The sequence below is a fragment of the Rhodopirellula baltica SH 1 genome (genome assembly GCF_000196115.1).
GTDB lineage: Bacteria > Planctomycetota > Planctomycetia > Pirellulales > Pirellulaceae > Rhodopirellula > Rhodopirellula baltica.
The window spans coordinates 1245781-1269123 of the sequence record NC_005027.1 but is presented as its reverse complement, the minus strand read 5'-3'; the positions used below and the strand labels follow the sequence as shown (position 1 = coordinate 1269123).

Below are 23343 nucleotides of genomic sequence, written 5' to 3'. Positions count from 1 at the left end.
ATGGCGGCAATTGCGAGAGTTCCCCAACGCCTGTCCAGCGATTGCCCCGGCGAGCCGCACTCTGTCAGACGCGTTGTTGACATTTTCGCCCTGCTGCGTCACGTTCGGGGACACCAAATCACCGAAAATCCCCGCCTCAAAGCTCATTCTCCGTGTCGCTCGATCCCCAATTGCTCGCCCGCCTCAGCACCGATCCTGCCAAACGCATCGACGAAGTCATCGCCCACTACCGGCGTGAACGTCAGCCGGTCGAATTGTTCGAAGCCTTGAAGATGAAAAGCCGGCTGGCCCATGGTCTGCCGATGATCGCGGATCCGGACGAACCGCTGGCACCTGCCACATCAGAAGCAGACAAGCAACGTGAGCGAGAACTCGAAGAGGATCTTCTCGACGCATGCCGCCAAGCCGGTGCGATGCTCATTCAAGACGGTCGCATCGCAGAAGGTTGGATGTATCTGCGTCCGACAGGCGACATCGAATTGGCCAAACGTTTGCTCGAAGACATCGAGATCAACGATGACAACTACGACGAGATGACTCAGGTGCTACTGCACGAGAACGTCGATCTCCGCCGCGGTTACAACGCGGTGCTCAAGCACCAAGGCACATGCAATAGCATCACGCTTTACGATCAAGCCATCGCGGCGCGTTCGCGAAAGGATCGCCAAATCGCCGCCGAATGTTTGCTGACATCGTTCTACAACGAACTTCTGTCACTCGTTCGCGATGACTTCCAAAATCGCGGACCTGACAATGGCGTCTCTGCCGAAGCGATCGAAGCAGACGCCGCTAAGCTCAACCTTGGCGAACTGATTGCCAAGTACAAATGGATCCTCGGCGGCGGTGGCTATCACCTCGACACAACACACCTGTCTTCGACTGTCCGGTTCGCGACTGTGATTGACGATCGCGAAATGATCGATCAAGCGTTGCAGCTTTGTCAGTATGGCCGTCGTTTGCCATCTGATTTTCAGTATCCCGGCGAAGAACCGTTCGTCGATTTCTATCCTGCACACTCCGCGTTCTTTTCCGCGTTGTTAGGACAAAGCGTCGATACCGCTCTTCGTATGTTCGAACAGAAGGCTCGCACGGTTGACGTCAACGTTGCCGGCGCAGGTGCGATCGAGACGTACATTGATCTGCTCGATCGAGTCGGCCGCCCCGCGGAAGCACTCCGCGCCGCGATCGAGCTCTTTCCCGATGACGTCCCCGTGCAACGAGTCTTGCCCGAACTCCTGGCGATGGCTCGACGAGCCAAACAGGCTGGCGACACGTCGGGTCTGGATGCTTTGGAACAGTTCTGCTTTGGCCGATCTGATCTTCTCGCCGTCGCGGCCATCGCGGCGGAAAAAGCCTGACCAGCGGAAGCGTCTGTCCAACTTCCCCGCGAGATTCAATCCCGCGTGATCCACTCAACATTGACGAATGACACCATGCGTTTGCTCTTTCTGCTCGCGTTGACCGGGCACTTCATCAGTGGGTTTGGTTCTGTCGCGATCGCGCAACAGCCGACCGAATTCAGCGTCATGACTTGGAACTTGGAATGGTTCTTCGACAATCAAACCGCTGACAACCCAAGCGAACTGGGCCGCGAAAAAAGTGCTCCCAGTCGCGGGCAATGGGATTGGCGTCGCGACCGAGTGGCGGCGGCGATCGCGAAAGTCCAACCAACCGTTGTCGCGTTGCAAGAAATCGAGAGCCAGAACGTCACGTACTTTCTGACTCGAGCGATCGATCGCAACCATGGGCTGAAGTACGACGACTATGTGATCAAAGGCGAAGACTTCTACACCGAACAAGACGTCGCCTTGCTAGCGACCACCACAACCGGCGTTCAATCGATCTCTCGCGGAGTCGTGACACCGTCGATGAAGTCACGCGGCTACGCCTCGGTTTCCAAACACCTGTTCGCCGTCGTCGAAATCCCGGTCAATGGAAAGACCGAACTTTTGGTGATCGCAAATTGTCATCTTCGTGCAATGGCCAAGAAAGGTGATTTGCGAGCGAAACAGGCACGAACGCTTGGCCTGTGGTTGGAACGCTTGGTGGCGGGCGTGAAAGCATCGCAGGAAAACCCTGACCAACCAGTTCATGTCCTGGTGACCGGCGACTTCAACACGGAAGAGCTGGCCGGAAAAATCTCACCGGACTCGGACCTCGGCGTCCTGATGTCGCGAGGCAACGACGATCCCTCGGATGATTTAGTCGACCTGCACGACTACATTCCCGACCAAAACCGAACCACGCACCTATTGCCGGGTCGCCAATTCGATCGCATTCTCGTTTCGCGAGACTTGGTCATCGACACTCCCGGAGTCGTCGACTTGTCTCTTCGCGATGTAACGGTTCGATCCGACTTGAACTTTGGCGGCGATCAAGACACCCAAGACGAACACTGGAACAACTACTGGGGCATCGCCGATGACCAGCGTGACATCAGTGACCACAATCCCGTCCTCGCACGATTCCAAATCCAATGAGCGATTCGCCGACGCAGCCCAACGTTCCAGTCCCCATGGTTCGACTGGATGATTTCCTCAAACGAGAGGGGTTGGTTGGAACCGGAGGCGAAGCCAAGGTGCTGATCCAAGGCGGCGAAGTCATCGTCAACGGCGAAGTCGACACTCGTCGTCGCAAACAATTGCATGATGGCGACGTCGTCACATTCAATGGTGAAGACTACCCGGTCGATGTGGCATCACTCGGCGACCCACCAATGTGAACCGGTTGTCTCTACCGGATCGCGTATTGCCCGAATCGATTCCAGTAGCCGCTGTGATGGCCCCAGAAATTGAACTGATTCGGCAATTCGCGACACAGATCGTGATTCATCAATCGATCACTCAGCTTTTCGCAAACGATCGCGCCGGTGCCGACCACTCGATCAATCACGGGTGCCATGTTCAAGATCCGATCTCGCGGCGAATAAAGATTGATCAACCGCCCGCGAAACGCATCGGCTTGTTCGTTCCAATTCAATCGCGATGTCATCCCGCCCATCAGCAGCAGGTCATCGACGCGGCAATCTCTTTCGGCGAGCTTCTCGAGAGCCGATCGGATCACGACCGTCCCCAGCGAATGGCCGACCAGATGCAACGGACGCTTTCCAACACCGGGAAGCTCCAAAATTTTGTCGGCCAATCGGATGCCGTCGCGTCGGGCACAGTAATACCGATGACGAAAACTGGCGGCACCAATGACCGCGGCGGTTCCAATGCCGCCAGCCAAAGTCCCGACCCCGATCAACGCTCGGCCACCATGGATGGCCGGCAAGGCCGCACGAGCACCACGAGCGATCACGCCCACCGATGGTCCGGCTTCTGACCAGGATCCAGCGGCCCAAAGCACGCTGTACGTGGATCCTCTCAATTCGGCAGCACGGATCAGATTGGCGTTTGGTCGAGCACGGTAGCCAGCCACCACGACGTGGATTGGCCCGCGACTCGATTCTTCAATCGCATCAATCCGGACTGCCATCAACAACTCTTCAAAAAAGACAAAACACAAGTTCGCCAGGTCGGCGAAATCAGCCCTCTCAAAATACCCGATCAACGCACTTCGACGCAAAGCGATTTCCGAACCCTCGATCTGGATTCGCTATCCAGTCTCTCGTAAACGCCCCGACGTTTCATGCCCAAAGCAGCAGTTCCATTGATAGTCGGATCAATCCCACCCGCAGTTTGCTCTTTCGTGGGCCGCATTCACCCGTTAAATCCACCTGTTTCAACGGATGCACGGCGGGACGCAAAATCACTAGACTATCACCGCCCGAAAATGCTTTTGCCCGCCGCGATCACGCTCTCCCGAACACCGTTCTCAATTCATGCCTGAATTCGGATCCGATTCGTCCTTCCCAACCGAAGAACCGGTGTGCATCGGGATCGATCTCGGCACGACACACTCGTTGGTCAGCGTCTTTCGCGATGGCAAACCCGAACTGATTTCCAACGCTCACGGCGAAAAGCTCACACCATCCATCGTTGGTGTTTTGCAAGACGGCCAGATCGTCGTCGGATCCGCTGCTCGAGAACTTCGCGTGACAGCGCCCGAGCGATGTGCGTGGGTTTTCAAGCGATACATGGGACAGGAACGCAAACTCAAACTTGGCGACAAAGAATTCACGCCTCACGAGTTGAGCAGTCTCGTGTTGCAGTCACTCCGCGACGACGCTGCCGCTCAGTTGAACACGGAAATCACCGACGCCGTGATCACCGTCCCGGCTTACTTCAATGATCACCAACGCACCGCGACGAGATTGGCGGGCGAGATGGCAGGTTTGAACGTTCGCCGAATGATCAACGAACCCACCGCAGCGGCGCTCGTGTACGGCTTCCACGCTCGCGAAGACGAAAAGAACCTCTGCGTCATCGACCTTGGTGGTGGCACGTTTGACGTGACCGTCATGGAAGTCTTCGAAGGCACTTTGGAAATCCGAGCAACCGCCGGCGAAAGCATGTTGGGCGGTGAAGACTTCACCGATCGCATGGTATCCGCGGTCTTGTCCGGCGAAGACACCCAGCTTGAACTCGCCGAACTGCAGCAACCACTGCGTGTATCACGGTTGCGAGGCGAATGCGAAAAGGCAAAACGTTTGCTGTCCAAGGAAGAAAGCTGCAAGATCCGGCTTCCCGACAAGGATGGCAACTTCGCCGAAAAGCCAAAAACATACCGGCTCACCCGAGCCGACTTTTCGCGAATGTGCGATCCGTTGATGCAGCGAATCGCGGGCCCGATCGCGAGAGCCCTTCGCGACGCAGAGCTGGATCCCAAGGAAATCGACGATGTGATCTTGGTCGGCGGATCGACTCGCATGCCGGTGCTGCGTGACTTCGTGATCGACTACTTTGGCAAACCACCGATCATCGATCATGACCCCGACGAAGTGGTGGCATTGGGTGCCGCCGTGCAAGCCGCTTTGATCGGTCAGGACGCTGCGGTCGACGACATGGTGATGACGGACGTCTGCCCGTTCACGTTAGGTGTCGAGGTTGTCAAAGAGTTCGGCGGACACATGCAAGATGGCTACTTCAAACCGGTGTTGCATCGCAATTGCACCATCCCAGTCTCTCGCGAAGAAGTCTTCAGCACCGTCGCCGCAAACCAAACCAACGTGACACTTCGGGTGTTCCAAGGTGACGCCCGCAAAGTGGCCGACAACACCGCTCTTGGGCAACTGGAAGTCAAAGGATTGCCGCCCGGTCCCGCCGGCAGCCCCATCTATGTTCGCTTCACATACGATTTGTCAGGCGTGCTGGAGGTAGAGGCTTATGCACCGGGTGGCGAACGGTTCCGCACCGTTTTGACCAATCACGTGCACCAGTTGTCGCCCGCTCAGATCGAGGAAGCCAAACGTCGCATTGACGCGTTGAAGTTCTATCCTCGCGATGATTTGGACAATCAAAAACTTGCCCGATTTGCCGAACGCATGCTGGGTGAACTCCATCCGTCGCAACGTCAACAACTCGACGAAGCCTTAGACATCTACGAAGACGCCATGGCGAGATCTGATCGCGAACACTTTGCCAGCGCAAAAGACACGTTGCTGATGGTCCTATCGTCACTCGGCCTCGATCACGAAGACCTTTGAACGTGAGTGATTCGCCCGCCAAAACCTATTTGCGATCCATGCTGGACATCAATCCGGTGTGGCAGTCCGCGTCCGCGTTGCAATTGCGACGAAAGACATTGCGGATGCCCAATCATGACCGCCGCCAAACCGGTGTCGATTCGGATTCAGTCGACGACATGGTCGCCAAGCACCAAAACCGCGCCAAGGCTCGCGAGACGGTGAGTCATCTTCAACAGCAATTCTTTCATTTGTCGGACGAGGAACTGAGCACAGGATTGGCCAGCCTGAATGCGGATGAGGTCCCCGAGTTGGCACCGACGATCCGTCGTTTACAGATCGCCGCCAGCGAACGCAACTCGTTCGTCACAATGCTGGCCGACAAAAAGTTCGATCGTGAATTAGTGATCGCACTGGGCAAGTCCGTTGTTCTGCCGCAATCTGACGCTGGCTACGTTCGCGAGAAATTCATTCAAAATTTGACGACGAAGAACAGTCGCAAGCGGGCTCGCGAGACTTCACTCAAAATTCAAAAAGCGTATCCGGATCTGTTCGCCTTAGAACGCGATTGGCTCACCACGCTGCAGAACAGCAAAGCGTCCGGACCGATGAAGTCCGGCGGAGCATCCTTGCTCAACTACAGGGTCCTATTCTTTGGAACCTTGATCGCCTACCAAATCGCCAAGATCTTCCTGATGGATTGAGCCGCTCACTGCATCCTCAGCGTCCTGCAAACGCATCGCACAGTAGTGACAGAATCAACATCTGGCCGAACCTCCCCATCGCAACCCAGTGACACTCACGCCCATCACCGTTCATGTCTGACCCCGCGTGGCACCATCTTCCGCACGATCCAAGATCGTTCTTCGACTTAGCGGAAGGCTTCGATCGCCGTGATCTGAAACGTGCCTATGGAAAGCTGATTCGCCAGTTCAAACCAGAAACGCATCCTCAAGAATTCCAAAGAATACGATCGGCATATGAACAACTCGAGAACGCCGAACGATACGGAAGGAACCAAGCGGAAAGCCAATCCGCAGCGGATGCTTGGAAACCCAGCGCCAACACTGATCGGCAATCCACATCCGAATCGCAACCTGACAACACGTCGAACTCGGACGCAACACAACGATCACCCAAACGTCCAACGCCACCGGTTTCGCCCGTCGATGAAGCGATCGCGAATCCACGTGAATCGTACACGCGTCTTTCGCAAAAACATTCACGCTCGCCGCTGGAATACTACATCCTCGCGGTGCTCAGCGATCTTCTCGTCAAACCAGCCAACAACAGCGAGAAACCCAATGACAGCGAAAAACATCGCCCACAGTTTTTGCAATGGTTGCTGGATGGTTTGCAAGAACATCCGCAAGAACCCGGTCTGATCTCGCTCGTCGCCGGCACGCTCCGTGGTGATGTGCCGGACGATCAGATTCAAACGCTTTTGCCAAAGATCGCCAAATCAATTCGTTCCTCGTTGTTCTATCGATTGACCGAACCGCTTTGGGAACGCCTGCTGATCGATCAACCGTTTGAAGTCTTTGAAGGTTTGATCCGCGAATGTGAGAGCCATCTGCGGCAGGGCGATCCGCGAGGTCGACTGGCGTTCTGTCTACGAATTCTGCGGACCGCCATTTGGACCGCCCCCACGGAATGGACTCAATCGCAACTCGAAACGTTGTCTGGCCAAGCCGCGGACTTGGATGATTCGATGCACAACGATTTGGAATTCGTTGAACTGCTGCACAGTTATCTTTCGTCGACCAAGTCATCCGCGTCAGCGTTGCCAGCGCGTGCGGCGATGGAATCGTTTCTGCGAACCTACTGCACCGGCGACGGACCGATGGCGACGGCGGAAATGGCACGTTGCCTCGACGAGATTGCTCGTGATGCTCACGGCGTTCAGGAATCATTCCCAATCAACCAAGAACAGGACGATCACTCGTTGTTCTTGTTGATGATGATGGCCACATCGGACTTGGCCGAAACAACTGGCTTGATCGCCCCCGCACCAGACGAAGAGAAGAACAACCGACAGGCCGTGTCGTGTTTGCGTGACCTCAAGAACACGTTGCAAGATGTTGTGCATCGCGTTTCGTGGATCGACACAACCTACAAATGGCTTCCCTTCGCGGGACTCTACTTGGTCTACGGAATCCTCTTCACGGTGCTTTGGTTCATCGCGATGACGATCGTCAATCAAGTGATCTACTCGTCGGCGACCGGCACGATCAGCGTGTTGATCATGATCGCGGGTCTCCTCAGCTTTCCCGTCTTGTACTTCTGGTGGTTCTTTCCCAAGTACCTTGCTGAGCGAGCTGAGAACTCTCGTCAAAAATACTTTTCAACGTGCTACACCAAACGTTGGCGCGGGCGTCTGTTCCGCTATGTGCAATCCTGCGGTGAATCCCCCAACGATTCTTTGACCCGACTGAACGGAGCGGCGGCATTCCACGACGACACCGAGTGGATGAACCTGGTCCTCAGTTTTTGCCACGGCGATCTTGGACTACTGATCTTCGCCCGAGCGCAGCTGTTTGTGGGGTAAAAGTGGGAAAGTGTCTCAGCGCCAAAGAACCACAGGAGCCACCACGTAGCCGGATTCGCCAGAATTCGGACCGCAGCATCACCCAGCGTTCGCAAAGCGAGCGAACATCGCAACCCGCCGCGTAAGCGAGGCCCCCAGTAACAACCCTTCCGTAGCCGGATTCGCCAGAATTCGGACCGCAGCACCACCCAGCCTTCGCACAACAACCGAACGTCATAACCCGCCGCGTAAGCGAGGCCCACACAACAACCTACAAGTGCAGCGGCAAGAATCGCTTCACTTCATCCGGCTGCTTCTCCGCAGGAGGATCCAACCACGGCACCTCCTCTTCTCGCTGCATGTGCTCGCTGATCCGAGCCCGCACGTCGCGAACGATCGTTGACAACACATCGCGTTCGGTGGCACCTTCGGTTTCAAGGCCTTCCAAGTTGGCCACTCGACCTCGAGTGCGACCACTCTCCGTGCGGCTGACGTAAACCACGCACCCAAACGCCGGCTGATCTTTTTTGCTGGTCGTCGGTAAATCGGTCACGCGAGATCTCCCAGATCAACTCGTCGTCCTTCATGCAAACTGGTGCGAGCCGCCTTCAAAATCGCGGCTGCGTTGAAGGCGTCTTCCAATCCACTCAGGTTACGAACCAAACTCGTCACCGCACGATGGAATTGGCCGAGCATTTTTTCACCAACCGGGGATTCGCCTTCCAAGAACTCTTGATGACGACCGGCGTCATCGAACCACACCAACGTACCGGGAAGATCGACAAACGCGACTCCATTCTCACAACAAACTTGCATCGCCGCGGGCGGTCGAAAACCGATCGCTTCTTGCCATTGAGCAGGAATGTAACTGCCACAGCTGACTTGGGCGGTAACACCTTTGTGTTCGCCGTTGCTTCGAACACTATCGGTGGCACTTCCATTGGATGTCGCAGCTGGAGTGCCAGTCGTGAAATGCTTCCGCGCCCCTCGACCAGAACTCGCGTCATTGAACAACAAACTGAGAGCTTGGTAGTCCGCTGCTTCTTCGGGCGAGTGGTTGGCCGACATCACACTGAGGGGACGTTCCCCGACCACGTAACAACACCAGTCGATCAACTGCATCAATTCGGTACGCGTCATCCGAGCACGAATCTCTTCCGGGTCGACCCGCGAATCATCGCCCAAGTTTCCTTCAACGCCACGACGCGTGATTTGGTCACGTCGTTTCAGTGGAGCGTCTTCCAGACAAAGTCGTTTGTGACAAAAGATCAGCCGGGGCGATCCCAGGTGAGTCGCAATCAATTCCTTCAGCCGCAATGTCGCGGGAGCAAACCGGCGTGGCAAACCGGCCATGAACGCGACCCCGGAATCCTGCACGCAATTCTTAAATTCACGATCGCGGACCGGATCGAAATCCAAATCGCTGGCCCAGTAAACCGCTTTGCCCGCCCGACACGCTGCTGTCGCGGGATGGAACCGCAACCACGAGTTCTCGAGCACCAAAACGGCATCAATGTCATCGCGCGTCACCAACGCTTGGTAACCATCGACAGGGTCCGCTTGAAATTCTGAGACCGCTGATTCGGCCAATTTGGACACGTTGCAATAGATCGCACGAACATCGAATCGATCTCCTAGCATCCGCAATGCAGGCCGGTGCATGGACTGCCATTGATCGCCCAATCCGATCAATCCGATTCGCAATTTCACTCGAGTTCCCTTCGCAGTTCGCCTGGATTGTTCATCGATGCACAATCTAGCAGATTCGCAACGGTTCGGTATGCAGCCTACCGTTCCGCCCGGACCGCCAAAAAATGAAACCTCCGCAAAAGATCGGGTTGAGCAACCTGCGTAGGGCTGACAACGCCCGCTCAGGCACTGACACGTACCGAGCCCGCAGGAAACGGCCCCAAAAAGCTCGCCCGGGAAGTGTTTGTTAGTCACACCGACCATTTCCCGAAGCACTTGAGATGGATGAGCTGGATCGATCAGACGACGAACCTGAATTGGCTCGCCAAACTTACATTCGTACCGCTCGCCTGGGTCCGAAACGACGACGCTCTGCCTTTGCGGAATAGCCCGATTCGTGCTGCCGATCCAAAGACCGCTTCGCTTGTTTTTTTGATGTAACACACCGCGGTTCAGTCCGCTGAGTGAAGTGTTGCCCAACACGCACCAAAACTTCACCAGCACGGACCGAAATCATGCGTCAATTCAGCCTCACTGTCGTTTTCAGCGTCTGCTTCCTGTCCACCGCAAGCGCTCAGTACCCACCACAGCACGAGCACACTCTCCCATCGCCGCCTCCAATCAAGAAAGCCGACAAGGGATTGCTCGAAGCTGAATGGCTCGAAGCAATCGCGATGACCGACTACGAAGTCTGGATCGCGGAAGACACATCGAACAAGCAAGAATTCGAACTGTTCCTGCAAACCAAAGATGGGTGGTTCCCAATTAACAAAGCGGCCGGCGGGATGCATGTCGAGCGTCGTTCCTTTGACACCCGTGAAGAAGCAGAACTTTTCGCATTGCTAGAAATGGAACGCAACCCGCAAAACCTGGACTACTACATCCATGCTTACACGCCCGACATGGAATGGCAGTACGTCGACACCTTCGACAGCAACGCCGAAGCACGCGAATTCCTGGATGGTTTGATGGAACTGATTGGCGACCACTACGTCGGGGACATCCGCCGAGTGACGGTTCTGCCGCGGTCGCTGCGCTAGCAAGCTGTCCCTTCAAACTCGGTCATGATGGTGGCGGCGATCATTTTGACACACAGCCAACAATTCCGACTGCTATGCTTGGCATTCATCGATTTGATCACGGGTGACTGATTCCCCGCGAGCGACTATTCCAAGCAGGGTCCAATCCATGCCATCATTCAAAACGCTATTCGCCACAGCGATCGTGTTCGCCGCTTTGTCGTTCCCGGCAGCTGTGGCACAAGACACCATCGTCGACCGGCAGGACCAAGCTGCGGGCAAAGTACCTTCCATCCCCAGCGGTCTCAATCAAGGTTTCTCGATTGTGCGTACGCCGGCTAAACGAGTCACCGCGACGATCACCTTCGCAGTCGACATTCCTTCGGTGAAAGCCAACACCTGGGTTTTCGCGATGCCAGAGCCACCGGACTTGCCCAGCCAAACGCTGGTTCACGCGAGCACAAAACCCAACAGTGAACGAATCAAAGACAAATCTGTGTTTGAGCGAACCATTCGTCGGTGTCGCATCGAGGTCCAGCATGACTCACAGACCAGTGCTGCTCAGTTCCGATGCGATGACGAAATTCAGTTGTTCAATCGGTCGCTGAAATACGAAAAACGGATCACCACAGAGAACGCTCCAGTCGATCCGCTGTCTGCCGACGACCGAGCAATCTTTTTGCGATCGACACCCGAATACGACTATCAGTCCGAAGAATTCCGAAAGTGGAAAACGAAGAACCGATTCCAACGCAGACGGACTGAGGGCGAAGTCCGGTTCGCTCAACGCGTCTTTCAAAAGCTCGCCAACACGTACCAGTACTCGTACGTCCCCAGCGAAGACAGAACCGCATCGCTGCTGTGCCAATCGGATGCAACCGACTGCGGCGGGCTTTCCACTCTTTTCGCTACCGTGATGCGAAGCGAAGGCGTGCCGGCTCGGATTCTATCGGGCCGGTGGGCAATCTCTGCCAACCCGGGCGAGACAATCAATGATCAACCGTACTACCAATACCACGTGATCGCGGAGTTCTATGCGCAAGGTGTCGGGTGGATTCCGTTGGACATCTCATCGGCGATCATCCACGATCGCACCAAAACGAAACTGCAATACTTCGGGCAATCCGATGGTGACTTCATCACCTACCACGTCGATCCCGGCGTTGAGTTCGACACGGACCTTCACGGTGACTACCGTGCCGCATACTTCCAGATCCCATTGATGTGGCTGACCGGCGAAGGCACACTCGATCAATTCAGCCACAAGGAATCTTGGACAGTCAGCCCGAAGTAGGTTGTGACAGGACTGAGCGGAATATAAGTGGCATAGGCTTCCAGCCTGCGTTCCGCGCAATCACAGACTGGAAGCCTATCAGCCCATTGATTTAGTCGTATACCGAGTGACAACAATTAGCCGATGGGCGTTAGCCCCGGTTGGCGTCTGACTAACCGCCGCTAACGCGGTTCGGCTCATTAAATCAACAGGCCGCTATGCCACTCCTGCTGTCCGACTCTTATTTTTCTCTCGTTGCCAAGCAGGTCGGCAGGAGTCTTTTGCATTGAAGCTGTCTTGGGAAACGCCACTATATCTCACGTACAAACTTGGCTAACGCCTAAACGGCTCACATCTTCCCCCGCTAATTCCCGCCGACGTGCCTAAACGACGTTGAATCTGCAGCAGGCAACCACGAAAAAAGGGCGATGGTGATTCAATCACCGTCGCCCTTGCTGTTTTACGATTTTCGTCACACACCGATCCAATTGTGGTGTTTGATCGGTGACGCCGATCAATACCGGAAAATCATGTCCACGGTCACTCGGTCTTCCAGGACATCTTTGAACGCGGTCAGCGGGAACTCGTAAGCGACGCCGGCCTCGAAGTTTCCATTGGGTTTGAACTTCATGCCGACGTTGTGCGTGACCAAGTCGTTGCCTTCAACGTCGGTCGCACCCAGGTTGAGCAAGTCTTGGCCCGAAACGCCCAACGCCAAGCCATTTTCAGCTTCATCCACCCAGTGCCACCAAGAGTTTTCGGTGAACAGATAGACCCGGTCGGTCAGCTTCACGTCAAAGTGGTTGTTCCAATGGACAGTTGTGCTTTGGACCGATTGATCGACGGGCAATTGCCAGCCAAAGGAGCTAAGGATGTGAGCGTTGCCACCCATCAAACGTTGACCGCCGGTTGCGAAGAAGTGGAACTCCCCGTCGCCAACAGCTTGCGATGATTGCTTGCTACCCATCGGGATTTCGTAAGTGAAGCCACCGGACAACAACGTTCCCGATTGAGTGTCGCGGATGAAGTTGTATTTCAAACCGGCTGAAACATCCGCCCACCCGGAATCCAACAACAGCGTGTCCAAAGCCCCTTCGCTGTTGTCCAGAATGTATCCATCCTTCACAGCGATCAGACTGAGTCGTTCCGTCAGTGCCACACGGAACTGCAAAGCAAACAGTTGCACCGAACCGCTTGCAGGAATATTGCCCGGACCAAGCGTCGCGGGGAACTGATGTGTCACAAAGATCGGACGCAGCTCCGTCAGATTGCGAGGGTCCTCGAAGTGAACGAAGTCGATCATCGGGCTGATGAAGTCATCAAAGCAGTGATCACTTGGACGCAAATGCCGTTTCAGCGATGCCAAACATCCGGCGGCTTTGCAACCACGACACGCGACGGAGTCACAAAAAGAATCGCATCCACAATCGTCGCAACACACGTCATCGCATCCAACCAGCCCCAATGGATCACAACCACTGGATCGGCCGGCCGAAGCAAACGACGTCAAACAACATCCCATGATGACGGCCAAAGCCGAGGCCTTCCAAACGCAATTCACGATCCATCTCCTGTTGCCGTTGACACTGCCAATGGCCGATCGACGATGCCGGCCCAATCGAACAATGTGCTTGTTTCGTTACCGAGGCGAATCGGTTGGCCCAGTCGCATCGCTACGATCCCACATCGGCGATCGACACAGCTTGCCAAGTCCCACTCAATGGCAAACTTGTTATCACCCAAGCAAGATTTGCATGACTGCCAATCCAGATCGTGCGGTCCTGTCACACACTCCAAACCCCTCTCAGCCACACTGTGCCAATCCGACGCGAATCAAAGCATCGCCCCCAATCCACCGCTCAACCTGCAACACTTTCTCGCCCCAAAGAAATCTCGCCCACCACCAACACAACCCCTCCGACCCCACCAGATTCTCAAAAAAGGTGTCAGGTACCTTTTTGACAAACTGGGTAACCTGTCGTTTCTCGCTGCTCGAATTTGCGAGGCCTACCACGGGGACGCATTGTCATTTCCAAGTCGAATCGACGCGCAGTCGACTCCATCCAATTCTCTTCTCCGAACGGTGCCCCACGTTTGACAGAAAAATCCAATTGTTTCTGTTCCTTGTCAGACAGTTTTGCGGCGACATGTTGGCACCAACCAGATCGCCGAACGATCGGCCAAGGCGATAGCAATGCTTTCTCTTTCGCGGCCCCGTACTTCCAACGATGAAGACTTCCCCAACGCCAATCTTCAGGTAGCTCGCAATAGCCCGCGGCCAGTGCGTTGCGTTCGACGTACCGGCAGACCGTCAGAAAATGCTCGTCGTCCTGGATCGGAAAACTCTTGTAGCGGCCCTGGTAGAGATGGCCTTCACCGACAATCTCATAATGGGCGTTGTACCGCTGCGTGTGAGTCAGAGTGAGCCACTGAACAAATCGACTCATTCCACCATCGCACTTCGGTCGGAGAACCAGGTGCCAGTGGTTCGGCATCAAGCAATACGAAAACAGTTCCACCTCATCTTTTGACAATGCTTCGGCCAGGACCGATTCAAACGCTTCGTAGTCTTGCTGCTTTCTAAAAATCGTGGCCCTGCGATTGGCACGGTTCAGTACGTGATAGAGATGCCCGGAGGCATCAGCTCGTGGAGCACGCGGCATGGGATGAATCGATCCAAGAGTGGGTGGCGGACCATCCAACGCTATCCTTGAAGGTTGCCTAGTCAATACGATCCACCGAAACGCCAAACGCCCCAGACCCCCAAAAAGGTACCTGACACCTTTTTCGCGCGATACGATTCATAAGCGGGGCAAGTTGTCTGTGACGAGTTGGGTTGAGATTGGTCCTGTTGAGGTGGAAATCTGTTTAGAATACAGTCACCGGCCGCGAATTCCCCCGTAGAGCAGCACGCATGAGCACCGATACGAACCGACAAGCAATTGCCCAAATGAAACAGGAGCAATTGCCGGTTCCGAATCATCGGTTGCACAGTTGGCCTCACTTCGTCGGCTTGTATGCGGGAGAGCATGTTGCGGCAACCGAGTTTGTGATCGGTGCGACGTTTGTGGCCATGGGCGCGACGACTCGCGACATTCTGATTGGGCTGCTGATCGGCAACATCATGGCGATCCTAAGCTGGACGCTCATCACCACTCCGATCGCCGTGCAGATTCGGTTGAGTCTCTACACCTACCTCGAAAAGATCGCTGGCGACTCAATGACGCGGCTCTACAACTGGGCCAACGTATTGATCTTCACGGTCATTTCCGCCGCGATGATCACGGTCTCCTGCACCGCGGTGAGGTTGCTATTCAACATACCGGCTCAACTGGAGTGGTACCCGACGGACTTTTTGTTTGTCGCCGTTGTTGTCGCGGTGGGAATGATCGTCGTGTTGATCGCGATGTACGGATTCAACGCCGTCGCAGAATTCTCGGGACTCTGTGGTCCGTGGCTGGTCGTGATGTTCGTCAGTGGAGCGTTGGTGTTGTTCCCCGCGTTGGCTGAGTCAGTCTTGGGAAAGACCACCCTCACCGGATTCAATGACTTTCTCGTCATTGGCGATCATTCAATTTGGACGGGCACCAATGCGGAAGGCAAACCGGGGATTGGATTGTGGGAAGTCGCCGGTTTCGCTTGGGCGGCCAACACAATCACACACTTTGGATTGATCGATATGGCGTTGTTGCGATACGCGAAAAAGTCGATCTATGGGTTGTGCACCAGTGCGGGCATGCTGTTTGGACACTACATCGCGTGGATCGCGTCGGGCATCATGGGCGCCGGTGCCGCGGTGCTGCTGAAGTCCACCATTGTCGATTTGGATCCCGGCGACGTTGCGTATCGAGCACTCGGAATGTCGGGCTACGTCATCGTCATTGTTGCAGGATGGACGACCGCGAATGCGAACCTCTATCGCGCCGGATTGGCTGCGCAAGCGATCTTCCACAATCGATCTCGCAAGATGGTCACCTTTACCGTCGGATGCGTCACGGTCGCGGTTGCCTGTTTCCCGTTCGTCTTTCGTCAAATCCTTCCGCTATTGACCTACGCGGGATTGTTGGTCGTTCCTGTCGGAGCGATTGTTTTTGCCGAACACGTGGTGTTCCCTCGGATTGGCTTCACGCGTTACTGGGCCAAGTATCGAAACCTACCGCACAGCACTCCAGCGATTGCGTCCTGGATCGCTGGGTTGATCTTCGGCTTTGGTTTGAACGCGATGCAGGTGATGTCGTTCTACTACCTGTTTCTTCCCACCTGGGCGTTCACGATTCTGCTTTACACATTCCTAGCCAAGCTCTACGGGGCCGCGGAAGCTTATCCGGCTAAGGAAGAAAAGGAACGGATCTTGAACGAAGACATCCGCGAATTCCAACACGAACAAGCTTTGGCGGAAGGCGAACCCGTCACCGACTCCACGCGTTTGACCCTGGTACTACGATGGACCTCACGGCTTTGTCTGCTGTTGATCTTGTTGCTTGCCTTGAAAGCAATGTTCCAAAGTCCGGACCTGCCAACCTACACCTCGAACCGTGATCTCTTCTACACCTGGGCGTTCGTGCTGACGATTTCGTATTTCGCGACCGCCTACTGGGTTCTGCATCGCTACAAAGCCATCAATCCACAGCACGACAATTAGTCAACTGGCTGGAACATCATGACCAATGAAATCAAATCGCTAAACGAATCCAACGTGTCGATGTTGCCCGCTGAACTATCGCCGCCGCAATATGATCGCGATCGTTTAAAGCCTCGAATCGTGCACGTTGGAGTGGGTGGATTCCATCGTTCGCACGAAGCTTTCTACACCGACGAGCTTCTGCGGTCGGATGATTCGTGCGATTGGGGAATTTGCGGTGTGGGATTGCGACCAGCCGACCAGAAGATCGCATCAATCTTGAAAGAGCAAGACTATCTCTACACATTGATCATTCGACATCCAAACGGCACCATCGAAAACCGCGTGATCGGTTCGATCATCGACTTTCTGATGGGATGCGACGATCCTGAATCCGTGATCGAGCAAATGGCCAGCCCGGATACTCAAATCGTTTCATTGACCATCACCGAAGGCGGCTACAACCTCGACGCGGCGACGGGCGATTTCAATTGGAATCATCCCGACGCACAACATGATTTGGAACATCCCACCAATCCGAAAATGGTGTTTGGTTTCCTCACCGAGGCTTTGAAACGTCGTCGAGCACGCGATTTGCCCGCATTCACGATCCAGTCCTGCGACAACATTCAACACAACGGCGACCTGACTCGCAAAACCGTGCTAGGATTCGCCAGAAAACAAGATCCAGAGCTAGCGAAGTGGATCGAAACCAATGTGTGCTTTCCCAACGCAATGGTTGATCGAATCACTCCCGTCACCACCGATGCCGACATCGAATACTTGGCACAGGAGCATCAATTAAAGGATCAATGGCCGGTCACATGCGAACCTTTTTGCCAGTGGGTCGTGGAAGACAACTTCTCCTCGGGTCGCCCAAAATGGGAATCCGTTGGAGCACAGTTTGTCCCTGACGTCGTTCCCTACGAGAAGATGAAGCTACGACTTCTCAACGCTGGCCATTCCGTGCTTGGAATACTTGGAGCCATTCACGGACACCGCACCATCGATGGTTGCGTATCGGACACGTTGTTCGCAACGTACCTTCGCCAGTTCATGGATGTGGAAGTGACGCCGGTGTTGGACGAGGTCGAGGGCATCGACTTGGAATCCTATAAAGACACCTTGTTGCAGCGTTTTGGCAATCCAAACATCAAGGACGCTCTTTCGCGTATCTGCCTGGAAAGCTCCAGCAAATTACCGGTCTTTTTGATTCCAACCATTCAAGACAACTTGGCTCGCGGTGGCAGCATCCAATTCGCGACGTTGGTGATCGCGGCTTGGTGCTTCTACAGTGACAAACAAACCGACCAGGATGGCAACGCTCTCGAGATCACCGACGAACTGAAAGCTCAGCTTCACCAAGCGGCAGTCGCCACTCGCAAGGACCCGCTCTCGTTCTTGGAAGTCACCGAGGTCTTTGGCGATCTGATCCAAAACGAACGCTTCACCAAACAATACGTTTCGATGGTCGAAACGCTGTACGAGACGACCGATGTCGCTTCGATGATGGAACGCATGGTTCAAACTTCCGGCGAAGTGAACTGACACCTCGCCCGAGATCGCTTTCACAAGCCAACTCGCAATGACCGTGACTGAATCGCTGCGAGTTCCACTTTTGCAGCCAAGTCAAATCAAGCGGTTCTCTGCGAAAATCTGGTCAATGGCTGCGATTCGCTGATCGTCCTCTGATCGTCGATTCGACTCATCCCGCGATGAAGTTTGTTGCTGAGGCACTTGAGTCGTGTCCCGAGCGACCGGTTCGCGATTCCGCTGCCTCGAACCGTCGACGCCGTCTCGGTTTGGCTGGTCGTCACGGTCCATTGTTGCGAGTTGGCCATCGTCGACGCCTTTGCCAGTGGAGTCATCTTCGGGCGTCGCCACGCTGAATTCCGATGCGACCGCTGCGGCGATGGATTGCCCGACTTCCTGACCGACCAAATCATCGAAGTCGAAGTGAATGCCCAAGTAAACTCGGCTGCGTCCATTCTCGGCCATGGCCTCACTGAAGGAACTGAAAGTTCGCTCGGCGTCATCAAGATTCAAACCGTAGGCTTCCTGCAATTCAGGATTGTCCAACAGAATCTCAAGTTCTTCCGACGCGACAGTGAACGAGATGTCATCGGTGCCATAGAATTCTTGCAGGGTCCCAAACAAGGCACCGCCAAAGGTCGCGTGGCCGGAGATGTAGGTCGGAAATTGCGGCGTGAAGCCAACAATGTCATCACCTCCATCAGGCGCCCCCAAAGCGGTCCAATCAGCATCGCCTTCGGTCAGCGTGTTTCCATCGAAATCGCCTTCTTGGATTGCGGTGACCGGACGCCAAAGTTCTTCTCCGAACTTGGTCGTCCACGCCACAACCCCCGCATCAGCCATCGCGACTGATGCCTGGGCGAACAAAGCCGCATTCTCCTCAAACGTATTGCCTTCTTGCACGGCGACTGTTTCTAGAATGTCGTTGAACAGCGTGAGCGGCGTGCCCAAACCATCTCGGTCGTAAGCCCAAAAGATCCCCGCTTCGGTTTGGTCGGCCGTTCGTGTGGTGCTGTCGACCGCCCCCAATTCCTTCACTTCGTTGTAAGACGCCGCGTATTCTTCGCTGGTCAAATCCGGAGGCGACTCCGGTGTGAAGGCGTCCGCATCGGAGATTGCGAACGTGTCCACATCACCCCAACCCGGTCCCCATACTGGGACGTCCGGATTCAGCGGATCCGAATGAAAAGAACCTATCTCATCGGTGTAGGTGTACTCCACGACCGAGTCCGATCCATCATTTGCACGATTCGCGATCACGGTACTGTTAACTTCCGCGCCGAGGATCAACCCCGCCTCGGTTTCTGGATCTTGGCTGTAAGTTGCTAGCACATCTCCATAGAACGAATCGATCGTTTCTTGCTGGTCCGAGTACAGGGAACTCAGGACGGAGTAGGCGGCACTCGATGCGGCAGCTTGCGATGAAACGTCACCGGAAGAGTTCGTCAATGATGAATCGTATTCGTAGAATGCAATTTCAGAATCGCCAGAAGCTATCGCGACGGAGTCATAGATCGCCACGTTCAACATCGCCATCGCTCGAGAAGCGTACCCCGGGTTTTGATAATCCTCGCTGTTGGAGGTCAACTCGTTGAACAGGTTGTTCCAATCAAGCACAGCATCCCCGGTCAACTCAATCGCTGAATCAGCATCTGTTTGATCGCCCGACGTTGTTCCGTCGGTGGATGGATCATCGCCATTGGTGCCCTCAACATCCGAATTGTCTCCGCTCGTTTCGGAATCTGTTTGGTCTTGGTTTCCCGATCCCGCGTCGGGCGATCCTGAATCTCGTGGTCCACCTTGGTCGCGGTTCAAACGGTTGATCACCATCAACGCATCCAGGGCACTGTTGCGACCGTCGTTGTTGACGTCCGTCATCTGTCCGCGTCTGACATCACCCGCGGATTCACCAGCTTGTTCGCGGTTCATCCGATTGATGATGGTGAGAGCATCCAAAGCCGTGACCTGATCATCTTCATTGACGTCTTCCGGCATCGCCTCGTTGTGGAACAGATTGGCGGCGAGAAGGTTCCTGGTCTCCAGATTCTCTGACATCAACTTGCGGCGAGTCGATTTTCGTTGTTGTTTGCGAGATCGAGCTGACTTGGACGTTCCGATCCAACGATTCCAACTGAGTGGCATGGTATTCCCCGCGCGGCGATTGAGAAAAGGAGAAGCGACGGGCCTTTCGAATCGTTGCAAATCGCGACGAAACAAGACTCGCCTACCATCTCAGGACGTACCCCGCGACCAAACGTCACACCCGAATCGAAATTTGGTTCAATGGCAGCAAGCAATTCGCAGCAATTCGTTTTCTTTCTCGGCTCAACCAGGGGGCGAGGACACCCGGCAAAGATTGCGGCCGGCACAATCAACACCCCAAAAATGTGGCACTAGGAAGTCTGGGCGAATTGGTTGACAATAAAGCTCGTGATGTCAGTAAAGTGCCTGATATCAATTCGTTTCCACCAGTGTTTCCTGCGAGTCTCCCGTGTTGCCACTTTCGTCCATGGGCCAGCAAATCGCCCAAACACTTTCAAATCGTCATGGATTCTCCGTCGATGCCGTCAGCCACATGCTGGCAGCGGTCTACAACGGCAACGGAAGCATGGCCCAATTCTCGCATCCTGAATTCGGTGGGTCCGGACAATGGATGTCCGGCGGCATGATGATGATTGGCGACATGTTCAATCAAAATCTGAAATACCGTGTCGCCGCATTGTGTGATGATTGCGCTCGCTCGATTGCCGAGAACCAAACCGGAACCAGCAGCGGCGTGTTCCAATCGCAAAGCCAAAGCGGTGGCTCGAATTACCAAGACCAGCAGGCCGGCGGCGGATCGGCCGAGAACAGCTTGTTTGCACCGGACCCACGACGAAATTGGTGGCCCAGCGAACTAGGATCGCCTTCGGCCAGCGGATCACAAAACCACATGCGTTACGCGTACTTTGCCAACGCACAACGATTGGCGGTCGCAACGGGCGATGACGTTTGGTTGTACGACACGTTGCATCACAACATTGGCGGATTCAGCCAACAGCAATCGGGCGACGGTTCAATCACCTTCACCAGCCAATTCGGAATCGTTCCGCTTTCTTCGCTGCCGGTTGTCAGTCGCAACGGAGTCACCGAAACGCCGCAAGCTCCACCAGCGCCGGCCCCACCACAAGCGGCACCAACTCAATCGATGCAACAGCCCCCTCCTGCCGAGACTCCACCTGCACCGGTTCCCACATCGAACCAGCCGCAAACAACATCGTCCACTTCGAATGATGTTTTCGACACACTCAATCGCCTCGGCGGCTTGCTCGACAAGGGCTACATCACGCAAGAAGAATTCGATCGCAAGAAATCAGACTTGTTGGACCGGATCTAAAGCTCCCCGGCAAGATTTCTCTACGGAGCGTTAGTGCAGATTGTATCGATTCATCTTGTAGTGAAGCGTTCGCACACTGATTCCCAATGCCTTCGCAGTTTGTTCGCGGTGGGACTTCTTGGCCGACAAAGCCAGCTCGATCCCGGTCTTCTCTGCTGACTCAGTGATTTCTACCAAGGTTTTCAACGCCGTGCTTTGCGCGGCGTTCTGCTGGTGCAGTTCGCATGGCAAATCGGCTGCTAAAATCGTTTCCGCGGGAACGGTTACAACCAACCTTTCGATGTGATTGCGGAGCTGACGAACGTTCCCAGGCCAATGCGACTGAGACAACATTTGCATCGCTTCCGGGACGATCCTTTTTAAGGGCCGACGATGTCGTGCACAAAACCTTTTTAGAAAGTGTTCTACCAGCAACGGGATGTCTTCTCGTCGGTTCCTTAGCGGGGGGACTTCGATCGGAATGATGTTCAGACGGTAGTACAAATCTTCGCGAAAGGCCCCATCCTCGACCAACTTCGAAGCCACTTGATTGGTGGCCGAAACGATCCGAGCGTTGGATTGCAACAACTCCTCACCGCCGACACGTGCGTACTGGCCGGTTTCCAAGACCCGCAACAAATCGACTTGGCTCTTCGCGGGGATCTCCGTGATTTCATCTAGAAACAACGTACCGCCCGATGCCTGTTCAAAGCAGCCAGGTTTCTGCCGCGAGGCTCCCGTGAATGAACCCTTTTCATGGCCAAACAATTCACTTTCCAAAAGGCTTTCAGGCAAGGCCCCCAAGTTGACAGCAACAAACGGGGCGTTGTTGCGGTTGCTTAGATCGTGTACCGCGCGAGCGATCAATTCCTTGCCGGTTCCGCTTTCTCCTTGCACCAACACCGTCGCGTCCGTCGCCGCGACTTGGCGAATCTTGTCGACGAGGTTTTGAAACGTTTGACAGTTCCCGATGAACCCTGTCAGTTCGCCGGCTTCCGCCAATTGCTCTCTCAAATGATGATTTTCGTTCCGCAATTGGTGATGCTCTGCTGCCTTTGCAACTTGTTGCCGAATCAAGTTCAAATCAACGGGTTTCATGATAAAATCGAACGCACCCCGCTTCATCGCATCGACCGCTGTTTCCACGGTTCCGTTTGCTGTGATCACGATGCAAGTCGTTCCCGGATCGCGTTGCCTAATCAACGAAATCAGTTCCAATCCATCGCGATCACCAGGCATTTGCACGTCCGCGATAACGAGCTGAAAGTGTCCGGCATCGAACTTGTCGAGAGCCTCGTTGACCGAGCCTGCCGTTTCGATGTGATCGCAGATCTTTTCCAGCCCACGCGCGAGACCTGACCGAATATTCGGCTCGTCGTCCACGATCAATAAATGCAGTTCGCTGTCCATTCTCAGTTGGCTTGCTCGTTCGGATGGGAAGTCGTCTTTCGAGACATGCTCACTAGGCAAACGACAGACCAAACAAAAGCTCATCGAAGTGAAGGCCAACTGGACGACTGCTCTAGAAGACTTTGTGGCGAAAGCAGCCGTACCTTTCTAAAGCGACGAAGATGCCCAAACACCGAATAACTAGGCAATTCCTTGCTCGTTCGGCACCACTGTCCATAAAACCGACTGGCAGCAACGGCGAGTGCTTGGGTTCGTCGGTGGATGTGAGTGGCACCCCGCGTCAGCATCGTGAAGATGCAAGTGTCTGCATCCTTCCTGCAAGAACCTGCACAGTTCTCACATCCATACTC

The 23343-nt window shown here is 54.8% G+C and carries 18 protein-coding genes; 11 read left to right on the top strand and 7 right to left on the bottom strand.

The window, feature by feature from the left end; all coding sequences use genetic code 11:
- Positions 1–152: 152 nt before the first annotated feature.
- The 3 genes from RB_RS04795 (at position 153) to RB_RS04785 (ending at position 2722) form a co-directional block, all read left to right on the top strand.
- Positions 153–1358, top strand: a complete 1206-nt coding sequence (locus tag RB_RS04795; protein WP_011118845.1) for a hypothetical protein — start codon at positions 153–155, stop codon at positions 1356–1358.
- A gap of 75 nt (positions 1359–1433) precedes the next feature.
- Positions 1434–2480 carry an endonuclease/exonuclease/phosphatase family protein gene (locus RB_RS04790; protein ID WP_231846229.1) on the top strand — a complete coding sequence of 349 codons (1047 nt, stop codon included), beginning with the start codon at positions 1434–1436 and terminating at the stop codon, positions 2478–2480.
- Positions 2477–2722, top strand: a complete 246-nt coding sequence (locus tag RB_RS04785; RefSeq protein ID WP_007325922.1) for an RNA-binding S4 domain-containing protein — start codon at positions 2477–2479, stop codon at positions 2720–2722. The genes RB_RS04790 and RB_RS04785 overlap by 4 nt, the downstream gene beginning before the upstream one ends.
- Positions 2723–2733: 11 nt before the next feature.
- Here the strand turns inward: RB_RS04785 and RB_RS04780 are convergent, their stop codons facing one another.
- Entirely contained in the window at positions 2734–3567 is an 834-nt protein-coding gene (locus RB_RS04780) for a DUF726 domain-containing protein (RefSeq protein WP_011118843.1), read from the bottom strand.
- A 256-nt stretch (positions 3568–3823) separates the two neighbouring features.
- Between RB_RS04780 and RB_RS04775 the strand changes: the two genes are divergently transcribed.
- The 3 genes from RB_RS04775 (at position 3824) to RB_RS04765 (ending at position 8114) form a co-directional block, all read left to right on the top strand.
- The gene (locus RB_RS04775; RefSeq protein WP_007336666.1) at positions 3824–5587 is read left to right on the top strand and encodes an Hsp70 family protein; all 1764 of its coding nucleotides are present in this window, start codon (positions 3824–3826) and stop codon (positions 5585–5587) included.
- A gap of 2 nt (positions 5588–5589) precedes the next feature.
- Positions 5590–6270 carry a hypothetical protein gene (locus tag RB_RS04770; protein WP_231846227.1) on the top strand — a complete coding sequence of 227 codons (681 nt, stop codon included), beginning with the start codon at positions 5590–5592 and terminating at the stop codon, positions 6268–6270.
- 113 nt (positions 6271–6383) lie between these two features.
- Positions 6384–8114, top strand: a complete 1731-nt coding sequence (locus RB_RS04765) for a J domain-containing protein (RefSeq protein ID WP_011118840.1) — start codon at positions 6384–6386, stop codon at positions 8112–8114.
- A gap of 250 nt (positions 8115–8364) precedes the next feature.
- Here RB_RS04765 and RB_RS04760 read toward each other — a convergent pair whose 3' ends face one another.
- Both RB_RS04760 and RB_RS04755 read right to left on the bottom strand, forming a co-directional pair.
- Positions 8365–8646: a hypothetical protein gene (locus tag RB_RS04760; RefSeq protein ID WP_011118838.1), complete on the bottom strand. Its 282-nt coding sequence runs from the start codon at positions 8644–8646 to the stop codon at positions 8365–8367.
- A complete protein-coding gene (locus RB_RS04755) occupies positions 8643–9803 on the bottom strand; it encodes a Gfo/Idh/MocA family protein (protein WP_193427765.1) in 1161 nt (386 codons plus the stop codon). Before RB_RS04755 ends, RB_RS04760 begins: the two co-directional genes overlap by 4 nt.
- 494 nt (positions 9804–10297) lie before the next feature.
- Between RB_RS04755 and RB_RS04750 the strand changes: the two genes are divergently transcribed.
- Positions 10298–10822 (top strand): hypothetical protein, encoded by a 525-nt coding sequence (locus RB_RS04750; protein ID WP_164921528.1) that lies wholly within the window; start codon positions 10298–10300, stop codon positions 10820–10822.
- Between the two features lie 148 nt (positions 10823–10970).
- Positions 10971–12095 carry a transglutaminase-like domain-containing protein gene (locus RB_RS04745; protein ID WP_164921527.1) on the top strand — a complete coding sequence of 375 codons (1125 nt, stop codon included), beginning with the start codon at positions 10971–10973 and terminating at the stop codon, positions 12093–12095.
- Between the two features lie 493 nt (positions 12096–12588).
- Here the strand turns inward: RB_RS04745 and RB_RS04735 are convergent, their stop codons facing one another.
- Both RB_RS04735 and RB_RS04730 read right to left on the bottom strand, forming a co-directional pair.
- Positions 12589–13635, bottom strand: coding sequence for a hypothetical protein (locus RB_RS04735; RefSeq protein WP_231846226.1), 1047 nt, complete (start codon positions 13633–13635; stop codon positions 12589–12591).
- A gap of 385 nt (positions 13636–14020) precedes the next feature.
- Entirely contained in the window at positions 14021–14737 is a 717-nt protein-coding gene (locus tag RB_RS04730; protein ID WP_231846225.1) for a transposase, read from the bottom strand.
- Between the two features lie 251 nt (positions 14738–14988).
- On the opposite strand from RB_RS04730, the gene RB_RS04725 reads away from it, so the two are divergent.
- Both RB_RS04725 and RB_RS04720 read left to right on the top strand, forming a co-directional pair.
- Positions 14989–16716 (top strand): purine-cytosine permease family protein, encoded by a 1728-nt coding sequence (locus tag RB_RS04725; protein ID WP_011118830.1) that lies wholly within the window; start codon positions 14989–14991, stop codon positions 16714–16716.
- A gap of 18 nt (positions 16717–16734) precedes the next feature.
- On the top strand, positions 16735–18243 hold the full coding sequence (locus RB_RS04720) for a mannitol dehydrogenase family protein (protein WP_011118829.1): 1509 nt from the start codon (positions 16735–16737) through the stop codon (positions 18241–18243).
- A gap of 81 nt (positions 18244–18324) precedes the next feature.
- On the opposite strand, the gene RB_RS04715 is transcribed toward RB_RS04720, so the two are convergent.
- Positions 18325–20370 (bottom strand): dockerin type I domain-containing protein, encoded by a 2046-nt coding sequence (locus RB_RS04715; protein WP_164921523.1) that lies wholly within the window; start codon positions 20368–20370, stop codon positions 18325–18327.
- 367 nt (positions 20371–20737) lie between these two features.
- Between RB_RS04715 and RB_RS04705 the strand changes: the two genes are divergently transcribed.
- Positions 20738–21604, top strand: coding sequence for an SHOCT domain-containing protein (locus RB_RS04705; protein ID WP_164922721.1), 867 nt, complete (start codon positions 20738–20740; stop codon positions 21602–21604).
- Positions 21605–21634: 30 nt separating this feature from the next.
- Here the strand turns inward: RB_RS04705 and RB_RS04700 are convergent, their stop codons facing one another.
- Positions 21635–22993: a sigma-54-dependent transcriptional regulator gene (locus RB_RS04700; RefSeq protein ID WP_165447204.1), complete on the bottom strand. Its 1359-nt coding sequence runs from the start codon at positions 22991–22993 to the stop codon at positions 21635–21637.
- Between the last annotated feature and the right edge of the window lie 350 nt (positions 22994–23343).